16 protein-coding genes and 1 tRNA gene are annotated in these 19,327 nt (G+C 49.0%); 9 read left to right on the forward strand and 8 right to left on the reverse strand.

Translation table 11 applies throughout. The features are described 5' to 3' along the window. Positions 1-61: 61 nt before the first annotated feature. Positions 62-1,441, forward strand: coding sequence for a Trk system potassium transporter TrkA (gene trkA / locus AT746_RS18935; RefSeq protein WP_062483594.1), 1,380 nt, complete (start codon positions 62-64; stop codon positions 1,439-1,441). Between the two features lie 124 nt (positions 1,442-1,565). On the opposite strand, the gene AT746_RS18940 is transcribed toward trkA, so the two are convergent. The 5 genes from AT746_RS18940 to elbB form a co-directional block, all read right to left on the reverse strand. Beyond that, positions 1,566-1,652: transfer RNA gene (locus tag AT746_RS18940), tRNA-Leu, on the reverse strand. A gap of 72 nt (positions 1,653-1,724) precedes the next feature. After that, positions 1,725-2,972 carry an EAL and HDOD domain-containing protein gene (locus tag AT746_RS18945; RefSeq protein WP_062483596.1) on the reverse strand — a complete coding sequence of 416 codons (1,248 nt, stop codon included), beginning with the start codon at positions 2,970-2,972 and terminating at the stop codon, positions 1,725-1,727. A 126-nt stretch (positions 2,973-3,098) separates the two neighbouring features. Then, entirely contained in the window at positions 3,099-4,550 is a 1,452-nt protein-coding gene (locus tag AT746_RS18950) for a TrkH family potassium uptake protein (RefSeq protein ID WP_062483598.1), read from the reverse strand. Continuing rightward, positions 4,551-4,985 carry a YtoQ family protein gene (locus AT746_RS18955; protein WP_062483600.1) on the reverse strand — a complete coding sequence of 145 codons (435 nt, stop codon included), beginning with the start codon at positions 4,983-4,985 and terminating at the stop codon, positions 4,551-4,553. Between the two features lie 107 nt (positions 4,986-5,092). Beyond that, positions 5,093-5,746, reverse strand: coding sequence for an isoprenoid biosynthesis glyoxalase ElbB (elbB, locus tag AT746_RS18960; protein ID WP_197414296.1), 654 nt, complete (start codon positions 5,744-5,746; stop codon positions 5,093-5,095). A 394-nt stretch (positions 5,747-6,140) separates the two neighbouring features. Between elbB and polA the strand changes: the two genes are divergently transcribed. Then, the gene (gene polA / locus AT746_RS18965; RefSeq protein ID WP_062484414.1) at positions 6,141-8,879 is read left to right on the forward strand and encodes a DNA polymerase I; all 2,739 of its coding nucleotides are present in this window, start codon (positions 6,141-6,143) and stop codon (positions 8,877-8,879) included. Positions 8,880-9,178: 299 nt separating this feature from the next. On the opposite strand, the gene yihA is transcribed toward polA, so the two are convergent. Next, the gene (yihA, locus tag AT746_RS18970) at positions 9,179-9,787 is read right to left on the reverse strand and encodes a ribosome biogenesis GTP-binding protein YihA/YsxC (protein WP_062483604.1); all 609 of its coding nucleotides are present in this window, start codon (positions 9,785-9,787) and stop codon (positions 9,179-9,181) included. Positions 9,788-9,995: 208 nt separating this feature from the next. Here yihA and AT746_RS18975 point away from each other — a divergent pair, with 208 nt between their 5' ends. From AT746_RS18975 to AT746_RS18990, 4 genes are all read left to right on the forward strand, one after another. Next, a complete protein-coding gene (locus AT746_RS18975; RefSeq protein ID WP_062483606.1) occupies positions 9,996-10,613 on the forward strand; it encodes a c-type cytochrome in 618 nt (205 codons plus the stop codon). 405 nt (positions 10,614-11,018) lie between these two features. Further along, positions 11,019-11,654: a class I SAM-dependent methyltransferase gene (locus tag AT746_RS18980; protein WP_062483608.1), complete on the forward strand. Its 636-nt coding sequence runs from the start codon at positions 11,019-11,021 to the stop codon at positions 11,652-11,654. A gap of 59 nt (positions 11,655-11,713) precedes the next feature. Beyond that, entirely contained in the window at positions 11,714-12,232 is a 519-nt protein-coding gene (yihI, locus tag AT746_RS18985; protein ID WP_062483610.1) for a Der GTPase-activating protein YihI, read from the forward strand. Then, positions 12,232-12,696 (forward strand): DUF2489 domain-containing protein, encoded by a 465-nt coding sequence (locus tag AT746_RS18990; protein ID WP_062483612.1) that lies wholly within the window; start codon positions 12,232-12,234, stop codon positions 12,694-12,696. Before yihI ends, AT746_RS18990 begins: the two co-directional genes overlap by 1 nt. Here the strand turns inward: AT746_RS18990 and AT746_RS18995 are convergent. Continuing rightward, complete coding sequence (locus tag AT746_RS18995) at positions 12,666-13,247, reverse strand: DNA-3-methyladenine glycosylase I (RefSeq protein ID WP_062483614.1); 582 nt, start codon at positions 13,245-13,247, stop codon at positions 12,666-12,668. The two genes, AT746_RS18990 and AT746_RS18995, sit on opposite strands and share 31 nt — an antisense overlap. A 107-nt stretch (positions 13,248-13,354) precedes the next feature. On the opposite strand from AT746_RS18995, the gene glyQ reads away from it, so the two are divergent. From glyQ to AT746_RS19010, 3 genes are read left to right on the forward strand one after another with little or no spacing between them, the layout of a single operon-like run. Then, positions 13,355-14,263: a glycine--tRNA ligase subunit alpha gene (glyQ, locus tag AT746_RS19000; RefSeq protein ID WP_062483616.1), complete on the forward strand. Its 909-nt coding sequence runs from the start codon at positions 13,355-13,357 to the stop codon at positions 14,261-14,263. Further along, the gene (glyS, locus tag AT746_RS19005; protein ID WP_062483618.1) at positions 14,263-16,329 is read left to right on the forward strand and encodes a glycine--tRNA ligase subunit beta; all 2,067 of its coding nucleotides are present in this window, start codon (positions 14,263-14,265) and stop codon (positions 16,327-16,329) included. Before glyQ ends, glyS begins: the two co-directional genes overlap by 1 nt. Positions 16,330-16,379: 50 nt before the next feature. Further along, positions 16,380-16,823: a hypothetical protein gene (locus AT746_RS19010; RefSeq protein ID WP_062483620.1), complete on the forward strand. Its 444-nt coding sequence runs from the start codon at positions 16,380-16,382 to the stop codon at positions 16,821-16,823. 84 nt (positions 16,824-16,907) lie between these two features. On the opposite strand, the gene gyrB is transcribed toward AT746_RS19010, so the two are convergent. Continuing rightward, positions 16,908-19,325: a DNA topoisomerase (ATP-hydrolyzing) subunit B gene (gyrB, locus tag AT746_RS19015; RefSeq protein WP_062483622.1), complete on the reverse strand. Its 2,418-nt coding sequence runs from the start codon at positions 19,323-19,325 to the stop codon at positions 16,908-16,910. Positions 19,326-19,327: the final 2 nt, after the last annotated feature.

A 19,327-nucleotide genomic window follows, 5' to 3' on the forward strand; every position in this document is an offset into this window, starting at 1 on the left:
AGGAAACCTGCATTAGTATTACCAGTGACATCAGAGTTCACAACGATAAGAATCACATAGTATGAAGATCATCATAGTGGGGGCCGGCCAGGTCGGCGGAACGCTTGCCGAAAACCTGGTCGGTGAAAAAAATGAAATCACCGTCATAGACTCTGACTATGATGTTCTCAGAAACCTGCAGGATCGCCTGGATCTGCAGGTAATTTCCGGCTTTGGTTCACACCCTGATGTGCTTAAAAAAGCCGGCGCAGAAGATGCTGACATGCTGATCGCCGTCACTAACAGCGACGAGTCCAACATGATGGCCTGTCAGATAGCGCATACCCTGTTTAAAACCCCAACCAAAATTGCCCGTATCCGCTCCGGTCAGTATTTAGCCTATCAGGACCAGCTATTTAAACATTCAGACATCCCGGTTAATCATATGATCGCGCCGGAACAGCTGGTTACACGCTCGATCAAAAGGCTTATTGACTACCCGGGAGCACTTCAGGTGGTTGAGTTTGCCGATGGCAAAGTCAGCCTGGTCGCCGTTAAAGCGTATTATGGTGGGTTACTTGTTGGTCATGCTCTGTCTGCACTCAAAGAGCATATGCCTAACGTGGAAACCCGGGTGGCCGCCATATACAGACGGGGACGGCCTATTCGTCCATTGGGTACTACCGTGATCGAAGCCGACGATGAAGTGTTTTTTATCGCCGCCACCAAACATATTCGCGCGGTGATGAGTGAGCTGCAAAAACTGGAAGCAAGCTACAAGCGCATAATGATTGCCGGGGGCGGGCTTATCGGCGCTGGCTTGGCTTCCCAGCTGGAGGACAAGCATCAGGTCAAATTAATCGAGTTTAATCAGGAAAGAGCAAAATACCTTTCATCAAACCTGAAGAAAGCCACTGTATTCTGTGGCGATGCATCGGATCAGGAATTGCTTAACGAAGAACAGGTAGAGCAAACTGACGTATTTATCGCCGTTACCAACGATGATGAAGCCAATATCATGTCCGCTATGCTTGCCAAGCGCATGGGCGCCAAGAAAACCATGGTACTGATTCAGCGCAGCGCTTATGTCGATTTGGTTCAGGGCGGTGAAGTGGATATAGCCGTCTCACCTCAGCAAGCGACCATCTCAGCACTGCTGACCCACATAAGACGTGGAGACATAGTGAATGTTTACTCACTCAGACGAGGTGCAGCGGAGGCCATCGAGGCCATTGCCCACGGTGACGAGCACACCTCAAAGGTTGTAGGTAAGGCCATCAACGATATCAAACTGCCTCCGGGCACCACCATCGGGGCTGTGGTGCGTAAAGACGAAGTTATCATTGCCCATGGTGATACTGTTATCGAGGCCGATGATCACGTCATTCTGTTTCTGGTAGATAAGAAGTATATCGACCACGTGGAGAAGTTGTTTCAGCCCAGCGCCTTTTTCTTTGGCTAAACGCTTACTGGACGCCGGCAAACAGAAACAATCGCCGAAAAAACGTTCCCGACATTATCGGCATACCGTCCATCCCTGGACATAAAAAAACCCTGACGATTATCGTCAGGGCTTTTTCAAGAATTGGTGCCCAGGAGAGGACTTGAACCTCCACGGGGTTTCCCCCACTAGCACCTGAAGCTAGCGTGTCTACCAATTCCACCACCTGGGCAAGAAGAGGGCGTACTTTAGTTATAAGCCTCTAAAAAGTCAACGGTCTGAAGCACTTTTTTGCGCTAACCGCTTAATTTGTAACCTTGGTTCTGGGAAAGTGCGGCGAAATGCTTTGTCTGATGCCATTTCCCCAGACGATCGCCTCGTTAAACAGGCCGTGCAGCATCTTCTGGCTGAGCTCCAGCTGACCAGACAATTTGATCAGAGCCAGCCAGTTAGCACTCTCAAAAGCCTTGGCCAGGCCCAGATAGTTTCTCAGACGTCCCTCACCGCCGCATAAGGCTGAACGAATTTCATCGTCTATCGGCAGTTTGCCTACCAAAGCGCTCATGTCCTGATCAAGCAGCGCATCCAACAACGAAAACAGCCCCACAAGAAACCCTTTCGGTGGATTATCCTTATCTTTCTTGGCGATGCTGACCAGTTCACAGAACTTCGCTCTGACCAATGACAGGTGCAACAGTTCTATGGGCTTGTCTTCGCCCATATTGGCCAGAGCCAGAATGGAAATAAATTTCTTCAGCTCCAGTTCACCGAGATAGTTCAGCGCATGGCGCAGTGACGAGATTTTATAGCGCTTGTTGATGGTTGGATTATTAATAAACCTGAGCAACATGTAGGACAGACCCACATCACGCTCAAAAATGGCGTTCACCCGTTCAAAACTGAATTCAGTGCTGGAGCTTTCCTGTAGCAGTTCCAGTAAGGCCAGTTTAGAAGTGGGCAGGTTTCGCTGGCGTATGACCTCAGGCTTGGAGAAAAAGAAGCCCTGAAAGTAGTCAAAACCCATATCCCGATAGCAATTAAAGTCTTCATAGGTTTCCACTTTTTCCGCTACCAGCTTGACCTTAGCTTGCTGAAACTTCGGCAGATTGCGGGCGATGGTGTCAAAATCACTGCGCAGGGTGTCGACTTTGATAATGTCTACATAGGGTAAGAACGCATCCCATCTGGGATCAAAGTTATGATCATCCAGGGCCAGCTTGTAGCCCATATCTTTAATTTGCTTACAGGCCCCCACCAGGCTGCTGTCAGAAGGAACAGTGTCAACGATCTCCACTACCACAGACTCTGGATCCAGCATGGTGGGAAAGCCGTTGATCAATGTTTCTTTGTGGAAGTTTATAAAAGAGGTTTTATGACAGGCAATGTCTTCCAATCCAAGCGTCAGGTGGCTGGCAGTAATGATTTTGGATGTTGCCTCATCAGGCTTTATATCCGGAAAACAATTTTTACGACCATCCCTGAACAGCAGTTCATAGGCATAAACATTTTTATCTGTGTCCAGTATCGGATGTCTGGCTACATAAGCAAACATGGGGCTAACCCTCAGACGATATTATAATCAGCATTTACCCGGCGCGAGTCCGGTGATCCTGCATCGACTGTATCAGAAGATGCACAGAAAACCAGCAGAATTCACCATGAGCCCATTGGTTCGGGCTTAACTACGCCAGAACGTTGGAGAAAATAAAACCAGCAACGAAAATACTTCCAGCCGGCCAAACAGCATTGCCAGCACCAGCCACCATTTGCCCGCTGATGTAACATCTGCAAAGTTGGCGGCTACCGCCCCCAGACCAGGCCCAAGATTATTCAGGCAAGCCGCCGTGGCTGTGAAGGCAGTCAGGTTATCCATTCCAGTTGCCACCATGGCTATCATGATAACAATAAAAATCAGTGCATAAGCAGAGAAAAAGCCCCATACAGCTTCAACAACCCGGTCTGGTAGCGCCCTGTTTCCCAGCTTTACAGAATATACCGCTTTGGGGTGTACCAGCCTGTCCACTTCCCGTTTTCCCTGCAGGAACAGCAACACCACTCTGACCACCTTCAGACCGCCACCTGTGGAGCTGGCGCAACCACCGATAAAACTGGCGAAGATCAACAGGATCGGCAGGAAAACCGGCCAGTCAGCGAAACTGTCCGCACTGAACCCCGCTGTGGTACTGATCGAAACTGCATGAAAAAGTGCCTGGTCAAAGGCCGTTTCAACGTCGGCATACCACTGATGTGCGGTGAGAGTGGCAAAGCAGATCAGCACCAATACAATCTGTATGGCAAAAAATGCTTTTAACTCTGGATCGCGCAGATAAGCCTTGATACTGCGGTTGTGCACTGCGTGAAAGTGCAAAGCGAAGTTCAGTGCCGAAACCCACAGGAACAGAACACAAATTGCGTTGATCAGCGGGCTGTTAAAGTGTCCGATGCTGGCATCATAGTTTGAGAATCCGCCAATCGCCACGGTGGAAAAAGCATGGCAAATCGCATCAAATAAGCTCATTCCGGCCAACCAGTATGCGAACACACATGCCAGGGTCAGCACCATATAGATGTACCACAAGTGCTTGGCGGTATCCGCGATTCTCGGCGTCATCTTTGAATCTTTTACCGGACCAGGGATCTCGGCCCGATACAACTGCATTCCGCCTACGCCGAGAATCGGCAGTATTGCCACCGCCAGTACGATAATTCCCATCCCCCCGAGCCATTGCAGTTGCTGACGATAGAACTGAACAGCCCTGGGGAGGTAATCGATACCTTCAATGACCGTGGCGCCTGTGGTAGTAAGGCCTGAGAATGCTTCAAAGAATGAGTCGGTAACAGAAAGTTGCGGCTGCTCGAGGAAAATAAACGGTAATGAAGCAAAGCTTGCCAGTACCGTCCAGAACAGTGCCACAATAAGAAAGCCTTCTTTTGCTCTGAGCTCCGAACGATGCCGACGGTTTGGATACCAGGACAGTAATCCGGTGATCAGGCAAAGAAAAAAGGCCAGCAAAAATGGCAAGCCGCCGCCGTCAGCATAAATAACAGAGACGAGAGCGGGAGGCAGCATCGTCACACTAAACAGGGCGACGAGCAGGCCAAGAATTCGGATTATGGTGCGATACTGCATTTAGTTATTATCTATGGCCTTGTTATTACTCCAGGCATCCAGAATCGACAGCAACTGCTCCATGTCACCGGCTACCGCTGTGGCAACTCTGGAAATACTGGCAAGTTTATCCGCCAGCGCTTTTTCGTGCAGCACGACCATGGACTTACCCTGCACTATCGCCTGCCCGGCTGCAGCCAGCGCATGATGGTGATCTGAGTCACTATCAAAACGCACGACAATCAGCTCAGCCTCCCTCAATAAGGCATCATTAACTGCTGCTACACAACGAGCTCCTGCCATTTGTCTGGCTGGTTCAGCATTCACTGAACCTGACGCAGACTGCTTGTGAGGGCACCGGAAACTAATTGCCAGCTCCGCAGCCCTGGCCTGAGCCTGCAACTCTTTTTGCCAGCACGAGTGATTATCTCCTGCAAGGTATACGCGCTTGTACATTAAAGCAGCCGGGGTTAGTTGGATACCTAATTATTGACTGTATAGCCTCAGATCAAAAGGCTTAAATGAAAAAAACCAATGATAACCGCGATTTAGCAGATACACGTCTATGCCATTTCCAGTACTTTATCCACCAGCTTGTTGATCCCCGTCGCGGCCTCACCAATATTTTTTGCCAGCATATAGGCTGGTGTTGTAATCAGCTTACAGTCCCTGTCTTCAACCACATCGGTAACCGCACACTCGATATGAATTGCCCCCATCGCCTCAACAGCCTCAGCCGTTTCGGCATCATTGCCAATGGTCATCTTCACCTTACTACCATAGATACGGGCCAGCATAGCCGGCGCAATACACAAATAACCTGCGGGCTTCCGCTTCTCAGCGAAAGCCTTACAAATGGCCTCAACATCGGGATGAATTGTGCAATCCGCACCTTTGATCGCGAAATCACTGAGGTTCTTCGCGGCACCGAAGCCGCCGGGTAAAATCAGTGCATCATAGTCATCAACATTGAGTTCTTTGAGTTCCTTTATATCTCCCCTTGCAATACGGGCAGCCTCAACCAGAACATTACGACTTTCGCCTTCCATCACTTCACCGGTAAGATGGTTAATCACATGATGTTGCTGCATATCAGGTGCGAAACACTGGTATTTTGCCCCCCTTGCATCAAGTGCCAGCAAAGTGATCACTGACTCAAAGATCTCAGCACCGTCAAACACGCCACAACCACTTAATATAATTGCCACATTTTTCATCATCACCCTCCAGGTCAGATAATTACTTACTTATGCCCTTTGCTCTGAATCTTCATAGCCAATAATTCTAAGCATTGGCTAATCAGCACTTTTCAAACGACAGGGTTGTGTTAGAGTAACGCTTCGCTTTGCGCAAGGTCAAAAATCTTTGCAAAGCGTTATCCACAAAGGAAAATAAAAAATATAAACGGTCCCGCAGTTATCCGTTAGTTATCAAAACCGCTATATATAAGCATTTCAAACACTTCATTGTTTTTCAGTGAGGTGAACTTAATCGTGCGCACAAGGATAATCAACAGGGTTATCCACAGGACTTAAAAACTGTGTATAACTATGCCATAGCGGGTTTTCTTATGGCATCCTACTCATCATTTCCGGCAATAAGCGAATGACTATGGCAAAACTTCCTGATAACCCTCTTATTCTGGTAGACGGTTCCTCTTATTTATTCAGGGCTTTCCATGCCATGCCCAACCTGACCAATGAGCATGGTGAACATACCGGCGCAATATACGGTGTTATTAATATGCTCAGAAGTATGCTCAAGCAAATAAACCCAACACATATAGCCGTGGTGTTTGATGCTAAGGGTAAGACTTTCAGAGATGATATTTATGCCGATTACAAAGCAAATCGCCCGCCTATGCCTGACGATCTGCGGCAACAGATTGCGCCTTTGCACAGTATTATTCAGGCCATGGGTCTGCCCATCATAGTTGAAGAAGGAGTAGAGGCCGATGATGTTATCGGTACGCTCTCCCGCCAGGCCAGTGCGGCAGGAATCGCCGTTCTGATCAGTACCGGAGACAAGGACATGGCGCAACTGGTTGACGACAATGTCACCCTTATCAATACCATGACCAACACCTTACTCGATCCTGATGGTGTATCAGAGAAGTTTGGTGTACCGCCGGAGTTGATCATCGACTTTCTCGCGCTTAAAGGTGACAAGTCAGACAATATTCCTGGTGTACCGGGTGTTGGCGATAAAAGCGCCCTGGCGATGCTGCAAAATCTGGGCGGTCTGGATCAGATATTCGGGAATCTGGATAAGATAGAGACACTGGATTTCCGGGGCGCCAGGAGCATGGCCCAGAAGATGCGCGAATATGAAGAACAGGCCCGCCTCTCCTACCAGCTGGCGACGATCAAAACCGATGTGGCATTGCACGTAGAACCACAGGATCTGGTGCCCGGTGAACCTGACACCAAACAGCTGACCGAGCTTTACAGCCGTTACAATTTCAAACGCTGGCTGGAAGAAGTTGAGCAACAGGGTCCGGTAACGGCCGCAACAGCGAACAACCAGCACGATATCAGCCATAACAACTACCAGACCATACTCAGTAAAGAGATCCTGCAAACCTGGCTGGATAAGCTAAGACAAGCTCCTTTGTTTGCGCTGGACACCGAAACGACCAGCCTCAATTACATGGAAGCCGAGCTCGTCGGGTTTTGCTTTGCAGTTGCGCCGGGTGAGGCGGCTTACCTTCCCGTTGGCCACGACTGCGCAGATGCCCCCGAACAACTGGATCGGGATTGGGTATTAGAACAACTTAAACCCATACTCGAAGACCCACAACGCCTCAAGGTAGGTCAGCACCTCAAATATGATAAAAATGTACTGTGCAACTATGGTATCGAACTCAAAGGCATTGCCTTTGATACTATGCTCGAATCCTATGTGTATAACAGCGTAGCCGGACGCCATGATATGGACAGCCTGGCCGAGCGCTATCTCGATTTTAAGACCATAAAGTTTGAAGATATCGCCGGAAAAGGCGCAAAACAACTTACCTTTAATCAGATTGCTCTGGAGCAGGCCGCACCTTATGCGGCGGAAGACGCAGACATTACTTATCGATTGCATGAAAATCTATGGCCGAAGATCGAGCAGGAGGCAGGCCTTAAACATGTGTTAACCGAAATTGAGGTACCACTGATACCGGTGCTGTCAAAAATGGAATACACCGGTGTATTAATAGACAGCCAGCAGCTGCGGGAACAAAGCCAGCATATTGCCAGTCGTATTCTGGGGCTTGAGGAAGAAGTCTACGAGCTGGCCGGAGAACAGTTTAACCTTGGCTCAACCAAGCAATTGCAAACGATCCTGTTTGAAAAGATGCAGTTGCCGGTAGTCAAAAAGACGCCTAAGGGCGCCCCCTCCACCTCAGAAGACGTGCTGCAAACACTGGCGATGAACTATCCCCTGCCCAGGTTGTTAATGGAATACCGGGGATTAAGCAAGCTGAAGAACACCTATACCGACAAACTACCGAAGATGATCAATCACCGGACCGGCAGAGTGCATACCTCTTACCATCAGGCTGTGGCAGCCACAGGCAGACTGTCTTCGACGGACCCGAACCTGCAGAATATTCCGATTCGCACCGAACAGGGCCGCAAGGTGAGACAAGCCTTCATTGCCCCACAAGGCTGTAAAATTGTTGCTGCCGATTACTCACAGATTGAGCTGAGAATTATGGCCCATCTATCCGCTGACAAAGGGCTTTTAAATGCCTTTGCCAAGGGGCTGGATATCCATAAAGCCACTGCAGCAGAAGTATTTGGAGTCAGTCTTGATAACGTCACCAGTGAGCAGCGACGTAATGCCAAGGCCATCAACTTTGGCCTGATCTACGGTATGTCTGCCTTTGGTCTGGCCCAACAGCTGAACATCCCGCGCCAGGAAGCACAGGAATATATGGATCTGTACTTCGATCGTTATCCGGGCGTGCTCACTTATATGCACAATACCAGAGAGCAGGCAAAGTCTCAGGGCTATGTCTCTACCGTATTTGGTCGTCGCCTGTATTTGCCGGAAATCAAATCCAGCAATGGCGCCAGACGCAAAGGGGCTGAACGTGCCGCCATCAATGCTCCGATGCAGGGCACCGCCGCAGATATCATCAAAAAAGCCATGCTGGCAGTGAACCAATGGATAGAAGAGCACGCTGCCAGCGAGGTCAGAATGATCATGCAGGTACATGACGAACTGGTTTTTGAAATAAAAGAACAGAATCTCGAGGCACACAGGAAGCGTATCATTGAGCTGATGGAGAAGGCCTCAACACTTGATGTTCCCTTACTTGTAGAAGCAGGTGTCGGCGCTAACTGGGATCAGGCTCACTAAATCATATCGACATTATTGTAATTAAATTACAAAAAGAGCTTGCGTTTTAAGAGGTTTGAACATAGTATTTTCGCTGTAGGGTACAGAGGTATGATGTTCTATCTTTCAAACCTTTGCTTTAACCCCGGTCTCTGACCGGGGTTTTTTTATGCCCGCAGGTTTCAGAAAGGCTCAGGACGTCAACGTATTTAAATTTCATAAAAGAAATTTACTTTCTTTGTGAACTTTTGCGTTTTAGCAGGCTCTGAACTTACGGTTTATGTGTGTCCCTGAGTGTGTGTTTAGCCCTGGCCTGTCGGTCAGGGCTTTTCTTTTTCTAATCCAAACCAGGCGTCCAGCACCCCTTCAGCCTCTGCCATACCGATACCATTGAGTGAAGAGAAGGCGTGTACCGTAACATCTCCGCAGAAGGCCAGGCTCGCCTCCCTGGCCATCAACAACTGAGCTTTACGCTTACCGGCCTTTAATTTGTCGGCTTTGGTTAACAACGCCAGCACAGGTAACTCACTGCTCACGGCCCAGCGGATCAAATCCTGATCCAATTCCTTGAACGGATGACGGATATCCATCAGCACCACTAAACCCTTAAGGCTCTTGCGCGCTTGCAGGTATTCCGCCAACGACTTTTGCCATTTCTTTTTCATCTCTAACGGCACCTGGGCAAAACCATAGCCAGGCAGATCAATAAGGCGCCTGTTCTCATCCAGCTCAAAAACATTGATCAACTGAGTTCTGCCAGGGGTCTTACTGGTACGGGCAAGCCCCTTCTGGCGACTGATACGGTTCAGAGCGCTGGACTTACCGGCATTCGAGCGACCGGCAAATGCCACCTCAATGCCTTCATCTGCACCAAGGTGCCGGATGTCCGGCGCACTCATTAAAAAACTGGCCTGACTGTAGTAGCTCACGGTAACTCCATCTCTTTGATTAAAATGGCATAGAAGGCCTTTAAACCTTGCTTTGCCGATTATAGCAGCGGCATATTGTAACACCTTCCCAGAAACCGAATGAGTGCTAAACCCCTATAAATCCATGGAAATTATTTTCCTTACGGTTTAAATGTGTAAAATACTGCATGACCAGTAGCCAGACACACAGAGCTCAACGAGAATCACTATGAAAAAATTATGCACAATGCTTTGCCTTATTTTCACACTCCCTGTTTTCGCCGAGGGTGATGCACAGGCAGGTAAAGAGAAATCTGTCAGTTGCGCTGCCTGCCATGGTGCAGATGGCAACAGTGCGGTAGACATGTATCCTTCTCTGGCCGGACAACATCAGAAGTACCTGATCAAGCAATTGCAGGAGTTTCGACTCGCATCACAGACAGGTGGCGAAGAGGGCCGCTATGATCCGGTGATGTCTGGTATGGCCGCGCCGCTATCCGATCAGGACATTCTCGATCTCGCGGCATTCTATAACGAGCAAAAAGCCAAGCCCGGCAGTGCGCCTGAAGATGTTATTCAGAAGGGTCAGAAACTCTATATGGGTGGCGATGTAGAACGCGGCCTGACAGCCTGTGCCGCCTGCCATGGCCCCAGAGGTGATGGAATGAGCCTGGCCAACTTCCCTGATATCAGCGGTCAGCATGCTGCATATGTTAAAAAGCAACTGCAGGATTTTCGTGCCGGTAAAAGAAATAATGATATGAATGGCATGATGCAGGATGTGGCTAAACGCCTCACCGATGAAGAGATCGAAATCCTGTCTAAGTTCCTGGTCGGCCTCTACTAAAGAGGCGCCGAGCCCCGTCCGCGGGGCTTTTACCCGTAAAATTTCCTTCCCTGTCAATAATTAGCTACAAAAGTTCAACTTTTTTTTGTAAATGAGTTGTAAAATAAATTCGATGCTGTATTCTTTCGCCTCAAACAACAGGGAAGCAGTATCCCGGGAAGGGAACAAGATGAAAGCCGTGTGTTTGACTCTACTCTTATATTATCAGGGACGGCAAAAATAAAGTGTCCGGAGGACCGATAATAATCAAGCTTCGCTAACAAAAGCAAAAAGAGAAGCACACAGATAAGGTTGTCGTAACGCGTTTAGGGAAAAGCGGAATAACGGGAGAAGTGTCATCTGGCACTTGGTTATACGAGAGGCGATAGGTAAACTATCGCCTTTTCTTTTTTGTGGTCCCCCCTGATGCAGTGCCCCCTTTGCCAAAAACAATCCAGCCAGCACTACTGGCAGGATAAACGCAGAGATTACCGGCAATGTGATATTTGCAAGCTGGTTTTTGTGCCTCCCGCACAGCGCCTGTCTCCTCAATCGGAAAAAGCAGAATACGATCTGCATCACAACTGCGCTGATGATGCCGGTTATATCAGCTTTCTGAACCGCCTTGCACTGCCCCTGACCGGAGTTCTGAGTGACGGGTGTATTGGTCTCGATTATGGCTGTGGCCCCTCACCCGTTCTGGCAGCGTTGCTGAGTGAAAAAGGGCATCAGGTCAGTTATTACGACCCTTTTTATTATCCTGATGAGAAAGTTTTCAAACGACGTTACGACTTTATAAGCTGTTCAGAAGCCATCGAGCATTTTTTTCACCCGGGAGAGGTCTGCCAAAACTGGATGTCGCTGTTAAAGGCAAAGGGCTGGCTGGCGATTATGACCAAGAGAGTCATAGATCGGCACAGATTCAAAACCTGGCACTATAAAAATGATCCCACCCATGTGTGCTTTTTCAGCGAGGAGACGTTTGGCTGGCTGGCAAAGAAGTACCGTATGCGCCTCGAAGTGTCGGGCCCCGATGTAGTACTGCTGCAAAAGCTCGCGTAGAATACGGCATTGAAAGATTCATCAACAAACGACCCTAGTGGTTGTCAGAGTGACATATCATGGCAAAAGCCCCCAGAACCAAACGAATCCCGGACAAAGCCCATCAGGCCAATGTCGCCGACAGGAAATCCAAAAAACGTAAAGGCCATGCCCCCGGCAGCCGACACAGTGAAGCGGATCAGACCAAAGTCAGGCAAAATCATGGGGCTAAGGCCGACCCCCGATTGGGAAGTAAAAAGCCGGTGCCATTAACAGCGCCATCAAAATCAGCCAAAGAGCCGCAGAAACATTTTTCACCGGCCAAAGAATTATCTGCCATTGAGCAGGATCCTCGTCTCGAGGCCCTGCTCGACAAGGCAGAACAGGATCAGAGCCTGACCGCTGAAGAAAAGACATATATCGATCAAAAACTCGCCCGTCATCGCCAGCTTTGTGAGTTACTCGGAATCGACGCTGCCGATGATAAAGATGAAAAGAGCAGCGATCCCCGGCAGCAATCTGGCCGTAGTCATGTAGCAGATGATGAGGACGCGCTGCTGGATAAGTTTATGAACAGTGATATTAAAGACCTTAACTGATGACATCGTTGCAACTGACACTGCTGATTGTGGCCAGCCTGATTGTCGTGGGGTTGGCCTTTTACGCCGGTAAACTGCTGTACTTGCTTCACATACAGAATAAAACTCGGCGTCGAGAGCAAGACGCACGCCGTGGTTACCTGGATGAAAGTATCTACACCATCTCCATGGCCGTCACCCAACAACAATGTTCGTTGTCAGAGGCCAGTATCAGACTTTGCGTATTGCTGGATCACCTTGAAGATGAGCATCACTATCCGGATGCCTATCCGGCACTTCATGAGCTTTATTCCCGTATCCGGCATATGCCCACTCATGATGCCTGGAAAGCCCTGCCAAAAGTACAGCGGCGCAAAATGGAACAGGAAAGGGAAGAACACGAAGCCGAGCTTGAAACACAAATACTCAGGGAAGCAGAACAGCTGATGCAGCGTCATCTGCCCAGTGCCGAGACCTCTTCATAACAGTGACAACAGGTTAAGTGATCATTAACCATCCCTACTGCCTGCATAAACGCATAGCAAATAGTACTGCCGACAAAATTAAAGCCCTGTTGTTTGAGCGCTTTGGACATCGCATCAGATGCCGGGGTGGTAACCGGCACCTGCCCCGGCTCCTGCCAGCGATTCTGTATACTGCGACCATCGGTGAACTGCCAGAGAAAGTCACTGAAATCAACGCCCTGCTCTGTCATCGCGATATAAGCCCTGGCATTTCGGATTATTGACGCGACTTTAAGACGATTTCTGACGATCCCCGGGTTCTGCAGTAACCTCTCAACATCCTGTTCATCAAACCGGCTGATTTTGCGGGGGTCAAAGTGACAAAATGCCTGTTCATAATTGGCCTGCTTTTTCAGTATCGTCAGCCAGCTTAAACCCGCTTGCTGACCATCCAGACACAGCTTGGCAAACAGTTCCTGAGCATCGGTCACCGGCCTGCCCCAGACCTTATCATGGTATTCCAGATAGATGGGATCCTGTGTTACCCAGTGGCAACGATGAAGATCTGACATATTTCCTCCAAAAACACCGTTTTGTCTGCAATTTAGCCTACATTCAAACCTGCGCAAAAGGTATACTTGGCAGCATCTTTCCGCAATCACCAGCAAATCGGGATGTTATGCAAAAATTTGACGTCAAGACTTTTCAGGGCCTGATACTCGCTCTGCAGGACTACTGGGCGCGTCAGGGATGCGTCATCATACAACCACTGGATATGGAAGTGGGTGCCGGTACCTTCCATCCTATGACGTTCCTGCGCGCTATTGGCCCCGAACCAATCAGCAGTGCTTATGTACAGCCATGCAGAAGACCAACCGACGGGCGTTATGGAGAAAACCCTAACCGCCTGCAACACTATTATCAGTTCCAGGTTATGCTCAAGCCTTCGCCAGAAAATATTCAGGACTTATACTTGGGCTCACTGGTTGAACTGGGCTTCGATCCATTGGTTCATGATATCCGTTTTGTTGAAGATAACTGGGAGTCTCCTACTCTGGGTGCCTGGGGTTTAGGCTGGGAAGTCTGGCTGAATGGCATGGAAGTGACTCAGTTTACCTACTTTCAGCAAGTGGGCGGGCTGGAGTGCAAACCGGTTACCGGGGAGATCACATACGGCCTCGAGCGGCTCGCCATGTATATTCAGGGTGTCGACAGCATTTATGATCTGGTCTGGACAGACGGCCCTATGGGCAAAGTCACCTACCGGGATGTCTTCCACCAGAATGAGGTGGAGCAATCGGCTTACAACTTTGAACATGCAGATGTGCAGGCACTTTTCAGAACCTTCGATCAATGTGAACTGGACAGTCAGAAACTGATTGAAGCAGGCCTGGCGCTACCAGCTTATGAGCAGGTTATGAAAGCTTCCCATGCATTCAACCTGCTGGATGCCAGACATGCTATTTCTGTCACCGAAAGGCAGCGGTATATTCTCAGAGTGCGCGCACTAGCCAAGGAATGCGCCAACAGCTTTTATGCGGCCCGGGAAGCCCTTGGTTTTCCATTATGTAAACAGGAGGCTGTTTGATGCGCCAGGATGATCTTTTAATTGAAGTTGGCACCGAAGAGCTCCCTCCTAAAGCACTAAAAAGACTCGGTCAGGCTTTTTGCGAGTTGATCGGTGCTGGCCTGCAGAAGGCGGAATTAGACTTCGGTGAAGCCCGATTCTATGCCTCCCCTCGTCGTTTGGCCGTTCATGTAACCAATTTAAGTTACCAGCAACAGGATAAGACCCTGGAAAAGCGGGGCCCCGCGGTAGCTGCAGCATTCGATCAGGATGGCAACCCCACTAAAGCGGCTCAGGGCTGGGCCAGAGGGCTGGGTATTACACCGGCTGAGGCGGGGAGAATCAAAACAGATAAAGGCGAATGGTTAGTTTATCAGGCCGAAGTGAAAGGACAGGCGCTAACGGAATTGCTACCGGCTCTGGTAACAGAGGCCCTGTCGAGATTGCCTATTCCTAAGATGATGCGCTGGGGCAGCAGTGAGCATTCATTTATCCGTCCCGTACACAGCGTATGTATGCTTTATGGCGACCAGTTAATAGAGGGCGAACTCTTTGGTATTAAGGCCTCTACAGCGCTTCTGGGGCATCGCTTTCATCATCCCGATACCATTTCGCTAAAACGCGCCAATAGCTATCTGGATACACTCAGGCAAGCCTATGTAGTGGCCGACTTCGGTGAGCGTCGCAACATGATCCAACAAGGCCTGCAGCAGGTTGCTGAGAAGCTCGGGGCACAGGTAGGAATCGACGAAGATTTGCTTGATGAAGTGACGGCATTGGTTGAATGGCCGGTAGTGCTGACAGCAGAGTTTGATCAGAGCTTTTTGCAGGTCCCCAAAGAAGCGCTGATCTATACCATGAAGGGAGACCAGAAGTATTTCCCCTTGCTGAGTTCTGATGGTCAGTTGATGCCTGTTTTCGCCTTTGTCACCAATATTGAGAGTAAGGATCCGCAGCAGATTATCGGTGGAAATGAACGGGTAATCAGGCCTCGTCTGGCAGATGCTGAGTTCTTTTTTAATACTGACAAAAAGCAGTCTCTGGAGAGTCGCCTGGACAGCCTGGGTACCGTATTGTTTCAGAAGCAGTTAGGCTCTCTGAAAGATAAAGCACAGCGTATCGCTTCACTGGCTAAATCCATTGCTGAACTGCTGAACGCAGACGTCGAACATGCTTACAGAGCAGGCTTACTGTCAAAAGCAGATCTGATGACTCAGATGGTGATGGAGTTCCCTGAGGTTCAGGGCACCATGGGGCAGCATTATGCCACTCATGACGGCGAGCCGCAGGCTGTTGCCTCCGCCATAGGGTCTCAATACCATCCTCGCTTTGCCGGAGACGATTTGCCCGATTCAGCAGTCAGTTGTGCGGTGTCGCTTGCTGATAAACTGGACACCCTGGTGGGGATTTTTGGTATTGGTCAGTTACCCAAGGGTGATAAAGATCCCTTTGCATTGCGCCGTGCTGCCATCGGCCTGTTGCGTATCTGTGTTGAAAAGGGGCTAAAGCTTGATTTAACGGTACTTATCGACAAGGCAGTGCGAGAATTCGGCGATATACTGACCAATGCTGAGGTGAATCAACAGGTGCTTGATTTTATTCTTGGTCGCTTCAGATCCTGGTACCAGGAGAAAGGGATCGAGACGGACGTCATTCAGGCAGTGCTGGCCCGTCAGCCGACCTCACCAGTGGACTTTGACGCCAGAATCAGGGCAGTACAACACTTTAAATCCCTTGAGTCTGCAACCGCGCTGGCAGCGGCAAACAAGCGCGTAGCTAATATTCTTGCCAAGAACGCTCACGACATGGACAGTTCGGTACAAGAGAGTCTGCTCAGTGACGAGGCCGAGATCGCTCTGGCTGAACATTTAAAACACACTGAAGCCGATGTTAATAGTGCGATGGAGCAGCTTGACTACAAACAGGTACTGGAAAGATTGTCAGCCCTGCATCAGGTCGTTGACAACTTCTTTGACCAGGTGATGGTAATGGCTGATGATGAGCAATTGAAGAATAACAGACTGGCATTACTGCAAAAACTGCGCAGTCTGTTTCTGCAGGTGGCAGATATTTCAGTGCTTAACTGATCAGAGGATGAGTACCAGCCACGGATGGCAAAGTTTTTCAGGATATAACAATGAAGAATCTTTTCAGAAAAACCAGCCAGTTGTTACTGCTTCTTTCGGTAGCTGCCTGTTCCTCCCTGCCCCAGGTAATTACTCCGGTATCACCTCCCGATGAGTTATACCTGCGAGGGGTGTTTAACTGGTGGGAAGCAGAAGAATCCTTCCGGCTGTATAAGCTGAGTGATCGCCTCTACACCGCAGAGACGGAACTTATTGCCGATGGGCAACCCTATGATTTCAGGATAGCCGATGCTGACTGGTCAAAAGGCGCCAATTGTGGCTATCAGGACAAAGAAGCCGACGAAGTGATAAGGCTTAACCGAAGTGTGAATGCCGATTGCAGTTCCATCAACAATAACTTCAAGTTTACCCCCCGGGAAACGGGTATTTATCAGTTTTTTATCGACTTCAATGATGTGCAATCTCCGACAGTAAAAATAAGACGTAAGAAGTAAAAGCAATCCATCAGAGTAGATAGTAACTTATTGATAAATAATAAAAAACCGGGCGTTGCCCGGTTTTTTTTATTTCTGAGAAGACTAAACGTCCAGGTTTGCCACTCTCAGCGCATTCTCTTCGATAAATGCCCTTCTGGGCTCAACCTGATCTCCCATCAGAGTAGTAAATAGCTGGTCAGCTCCGATGGCATCCTCTATGGTAACCTGCAACATTCTGCGGCCTTCAGGATCCATAGTGGTTTCCCATAGTTGATTGGGGTTCATCTCACCCAGACCTTTATAGCGCTGAATGTAAACGCCGCGCTTAGACTCCGTCAACAACCATTCCAGTGCATCTTCGAAATATTGAACCTGCTGAGTCTTCTCACCCCGGGCCACATAGCCGCCCTCTTCAATCAGGCCGTTAATAGCCAGATTCAATTCTCTGATCCGTTTGTACTCGGTTGAGTCAATAAAATCATGATCCAGTCTGTATTCTGTATCAATACCATGCTGTCGAATGATAATGGCAATGTAGTTGTTACCACGCTCTTTGTCTTCACGGATATGATAGCTGTACAGTGCGCCGTCATTTTCGAATTCTTCAAGTCGCTGTACCAGCACCTGGCCAAGATTATCCAGCTTGGTACTGTTGTTAAGATCATCCAGAGTCAGTACGTCGGTGTAAACCAGTCGGTTTAACAGGTTCTTCGGCATAATACGACTGATTCTGTCAATCATGGCCACGGTGGTTTGATATAACTTAACCAGTGACTCTAATGCTACGCCAGTTATAGCCGGGGCGTCGGGATTAACGTGCAATGCTGCGTTATCCAATGCCATTGAGGTCAGATAGGCTGTCAGCGCCGGGTCATCCTTAATATAATGTTCCTGTTTGCCTTTCTTCATTTTGTACAAGGGGGGCTGAGCGATATAGACATGGCCTCGTTCAATAATCTCCGGCATTTGTCTGTAGAAGAAGGTCAGCAACAAGGTACGAATGTGCGATCCATCCACGTCCGCATCGGTCATGATAATGATACTGTGATATCTGAGTTTGTCCGGATCGTACTCATCCCGGCCAATACCGCAACCAAGTGCCGTAATCAGTGTGGCAACTTCCTGAGATGATAGCATCTTGTCAAAGCGTGCCTTCTCAACGTTGAGGATCTTACCTTTGAGGGGCAAGATAGCCTGGTTTTTCCGGTTCCGGCCTTGTTTAGCAGAGCCACCTGCAGAGTCACCCTCGACAATGTATAGTTCAGAAAGCGCCGGGTCCTTTTCCTGACAATCAGCCAGCTTACCAGGCAGTCCTGCAAGATCTAAAGCGCCCTTACGACGGGTCATTTCTCTGGCCTTACGGGCCGCTTCTCTGGCTCTGGCGGCATCAATAATCTTAGAAACGATAATTTTGGCATCCGCTGGATTTTCGAGCAAAAACTCCTGAAGCTTTTCGTTCATGGCCGTCTCTACCGCGGGCCGGACTTCAGATGACACCAGTTTATCTTTGGTTTGCGAAGAGAACTTAGGATCCGGTACTTTTACCGATACCACTGCGGTCAAACCTTCACGGGCGTCATCGCCACTGGCATTGGTTTTCGCTTTTTTGTTCAGTCCTTCTGATTCCATAAAGGTATTCAGGGTTCTGGTTAACGCACCGCGGAATCCAGCCAAATGCGAGCCGCCATCTCTTTGGGGAATATTGTTGGTAAAGCAGTAAATATTTTCCTGAAAGCTATCGTTCCACTGCATCGCCACTTCAACACTGATGCCATCTTCACGTTCAGTAAGGAAGTGGAATGCTTTTTGATGAACAGGCGTTTTATTCTGATTGAGATATTGAACAAAGGCTTTGGTGCCACCTTCATAGCAAAAATGATCCGTTTTGCCATCACGCTCATCCAAAAGAATGATCGACACACCGGAATTAAGGAATGACAATTCGCGCAGTCGCTTGGCCAGTATATCGTAATGAAATTCGGTATTGGTAAATGTTGCAGGACTTGGCCAGAAGCGAATAGCGGTACCTTTCTCGTCTGTATCCCCCATTTGCTTAAGCGGAGCCTGCGGTACACCATGATGGTATTCCTGCTCAAATATCTTGCCATTTCGCCTTATACGCAGCAAAAGCTTTTCTGATAGCGCGTTAACTACAGACACTCCAACGCCGTGAAGGCCACCAGAGACTTTGTATGAGTTATCGTCGAATTTACCACCCGCATGCAGAACCGTCATGATAACTTCTGCCGCAGACACGCCCTCTTCCTCGTGCAGCTCAGTGGGTATACCCCGGCCATCATCTCTGACACTCACAGAGCCATCGGTATGAATAGTTACGCGAATATCTGAACAATGCCCTCCCAGGGCTTCATCGATCGAGTTATCAACGATTTCGAACACCATATGGTGCAGCCCTGTACCGTCATCAGTATCACCGATGTACATACCAGGACGTTTACGCACCGCATCAAGGCCTTTCAGGACCTTAATGCTGGACGAATCATATATATTGTCAGACATTC

Origin of the sequence: Lacimicrobium alkaliphilum (assembly GCF_001466725.1) — a bacterium.
GTDB classification, from domain to species: Bacteria; Pseudomonadota; Gammaproteobacteria; order Enterobacterales; family Alteromonadaceae; genus Lacimicrobium; species Lacimicrobium alkaliphilum_B.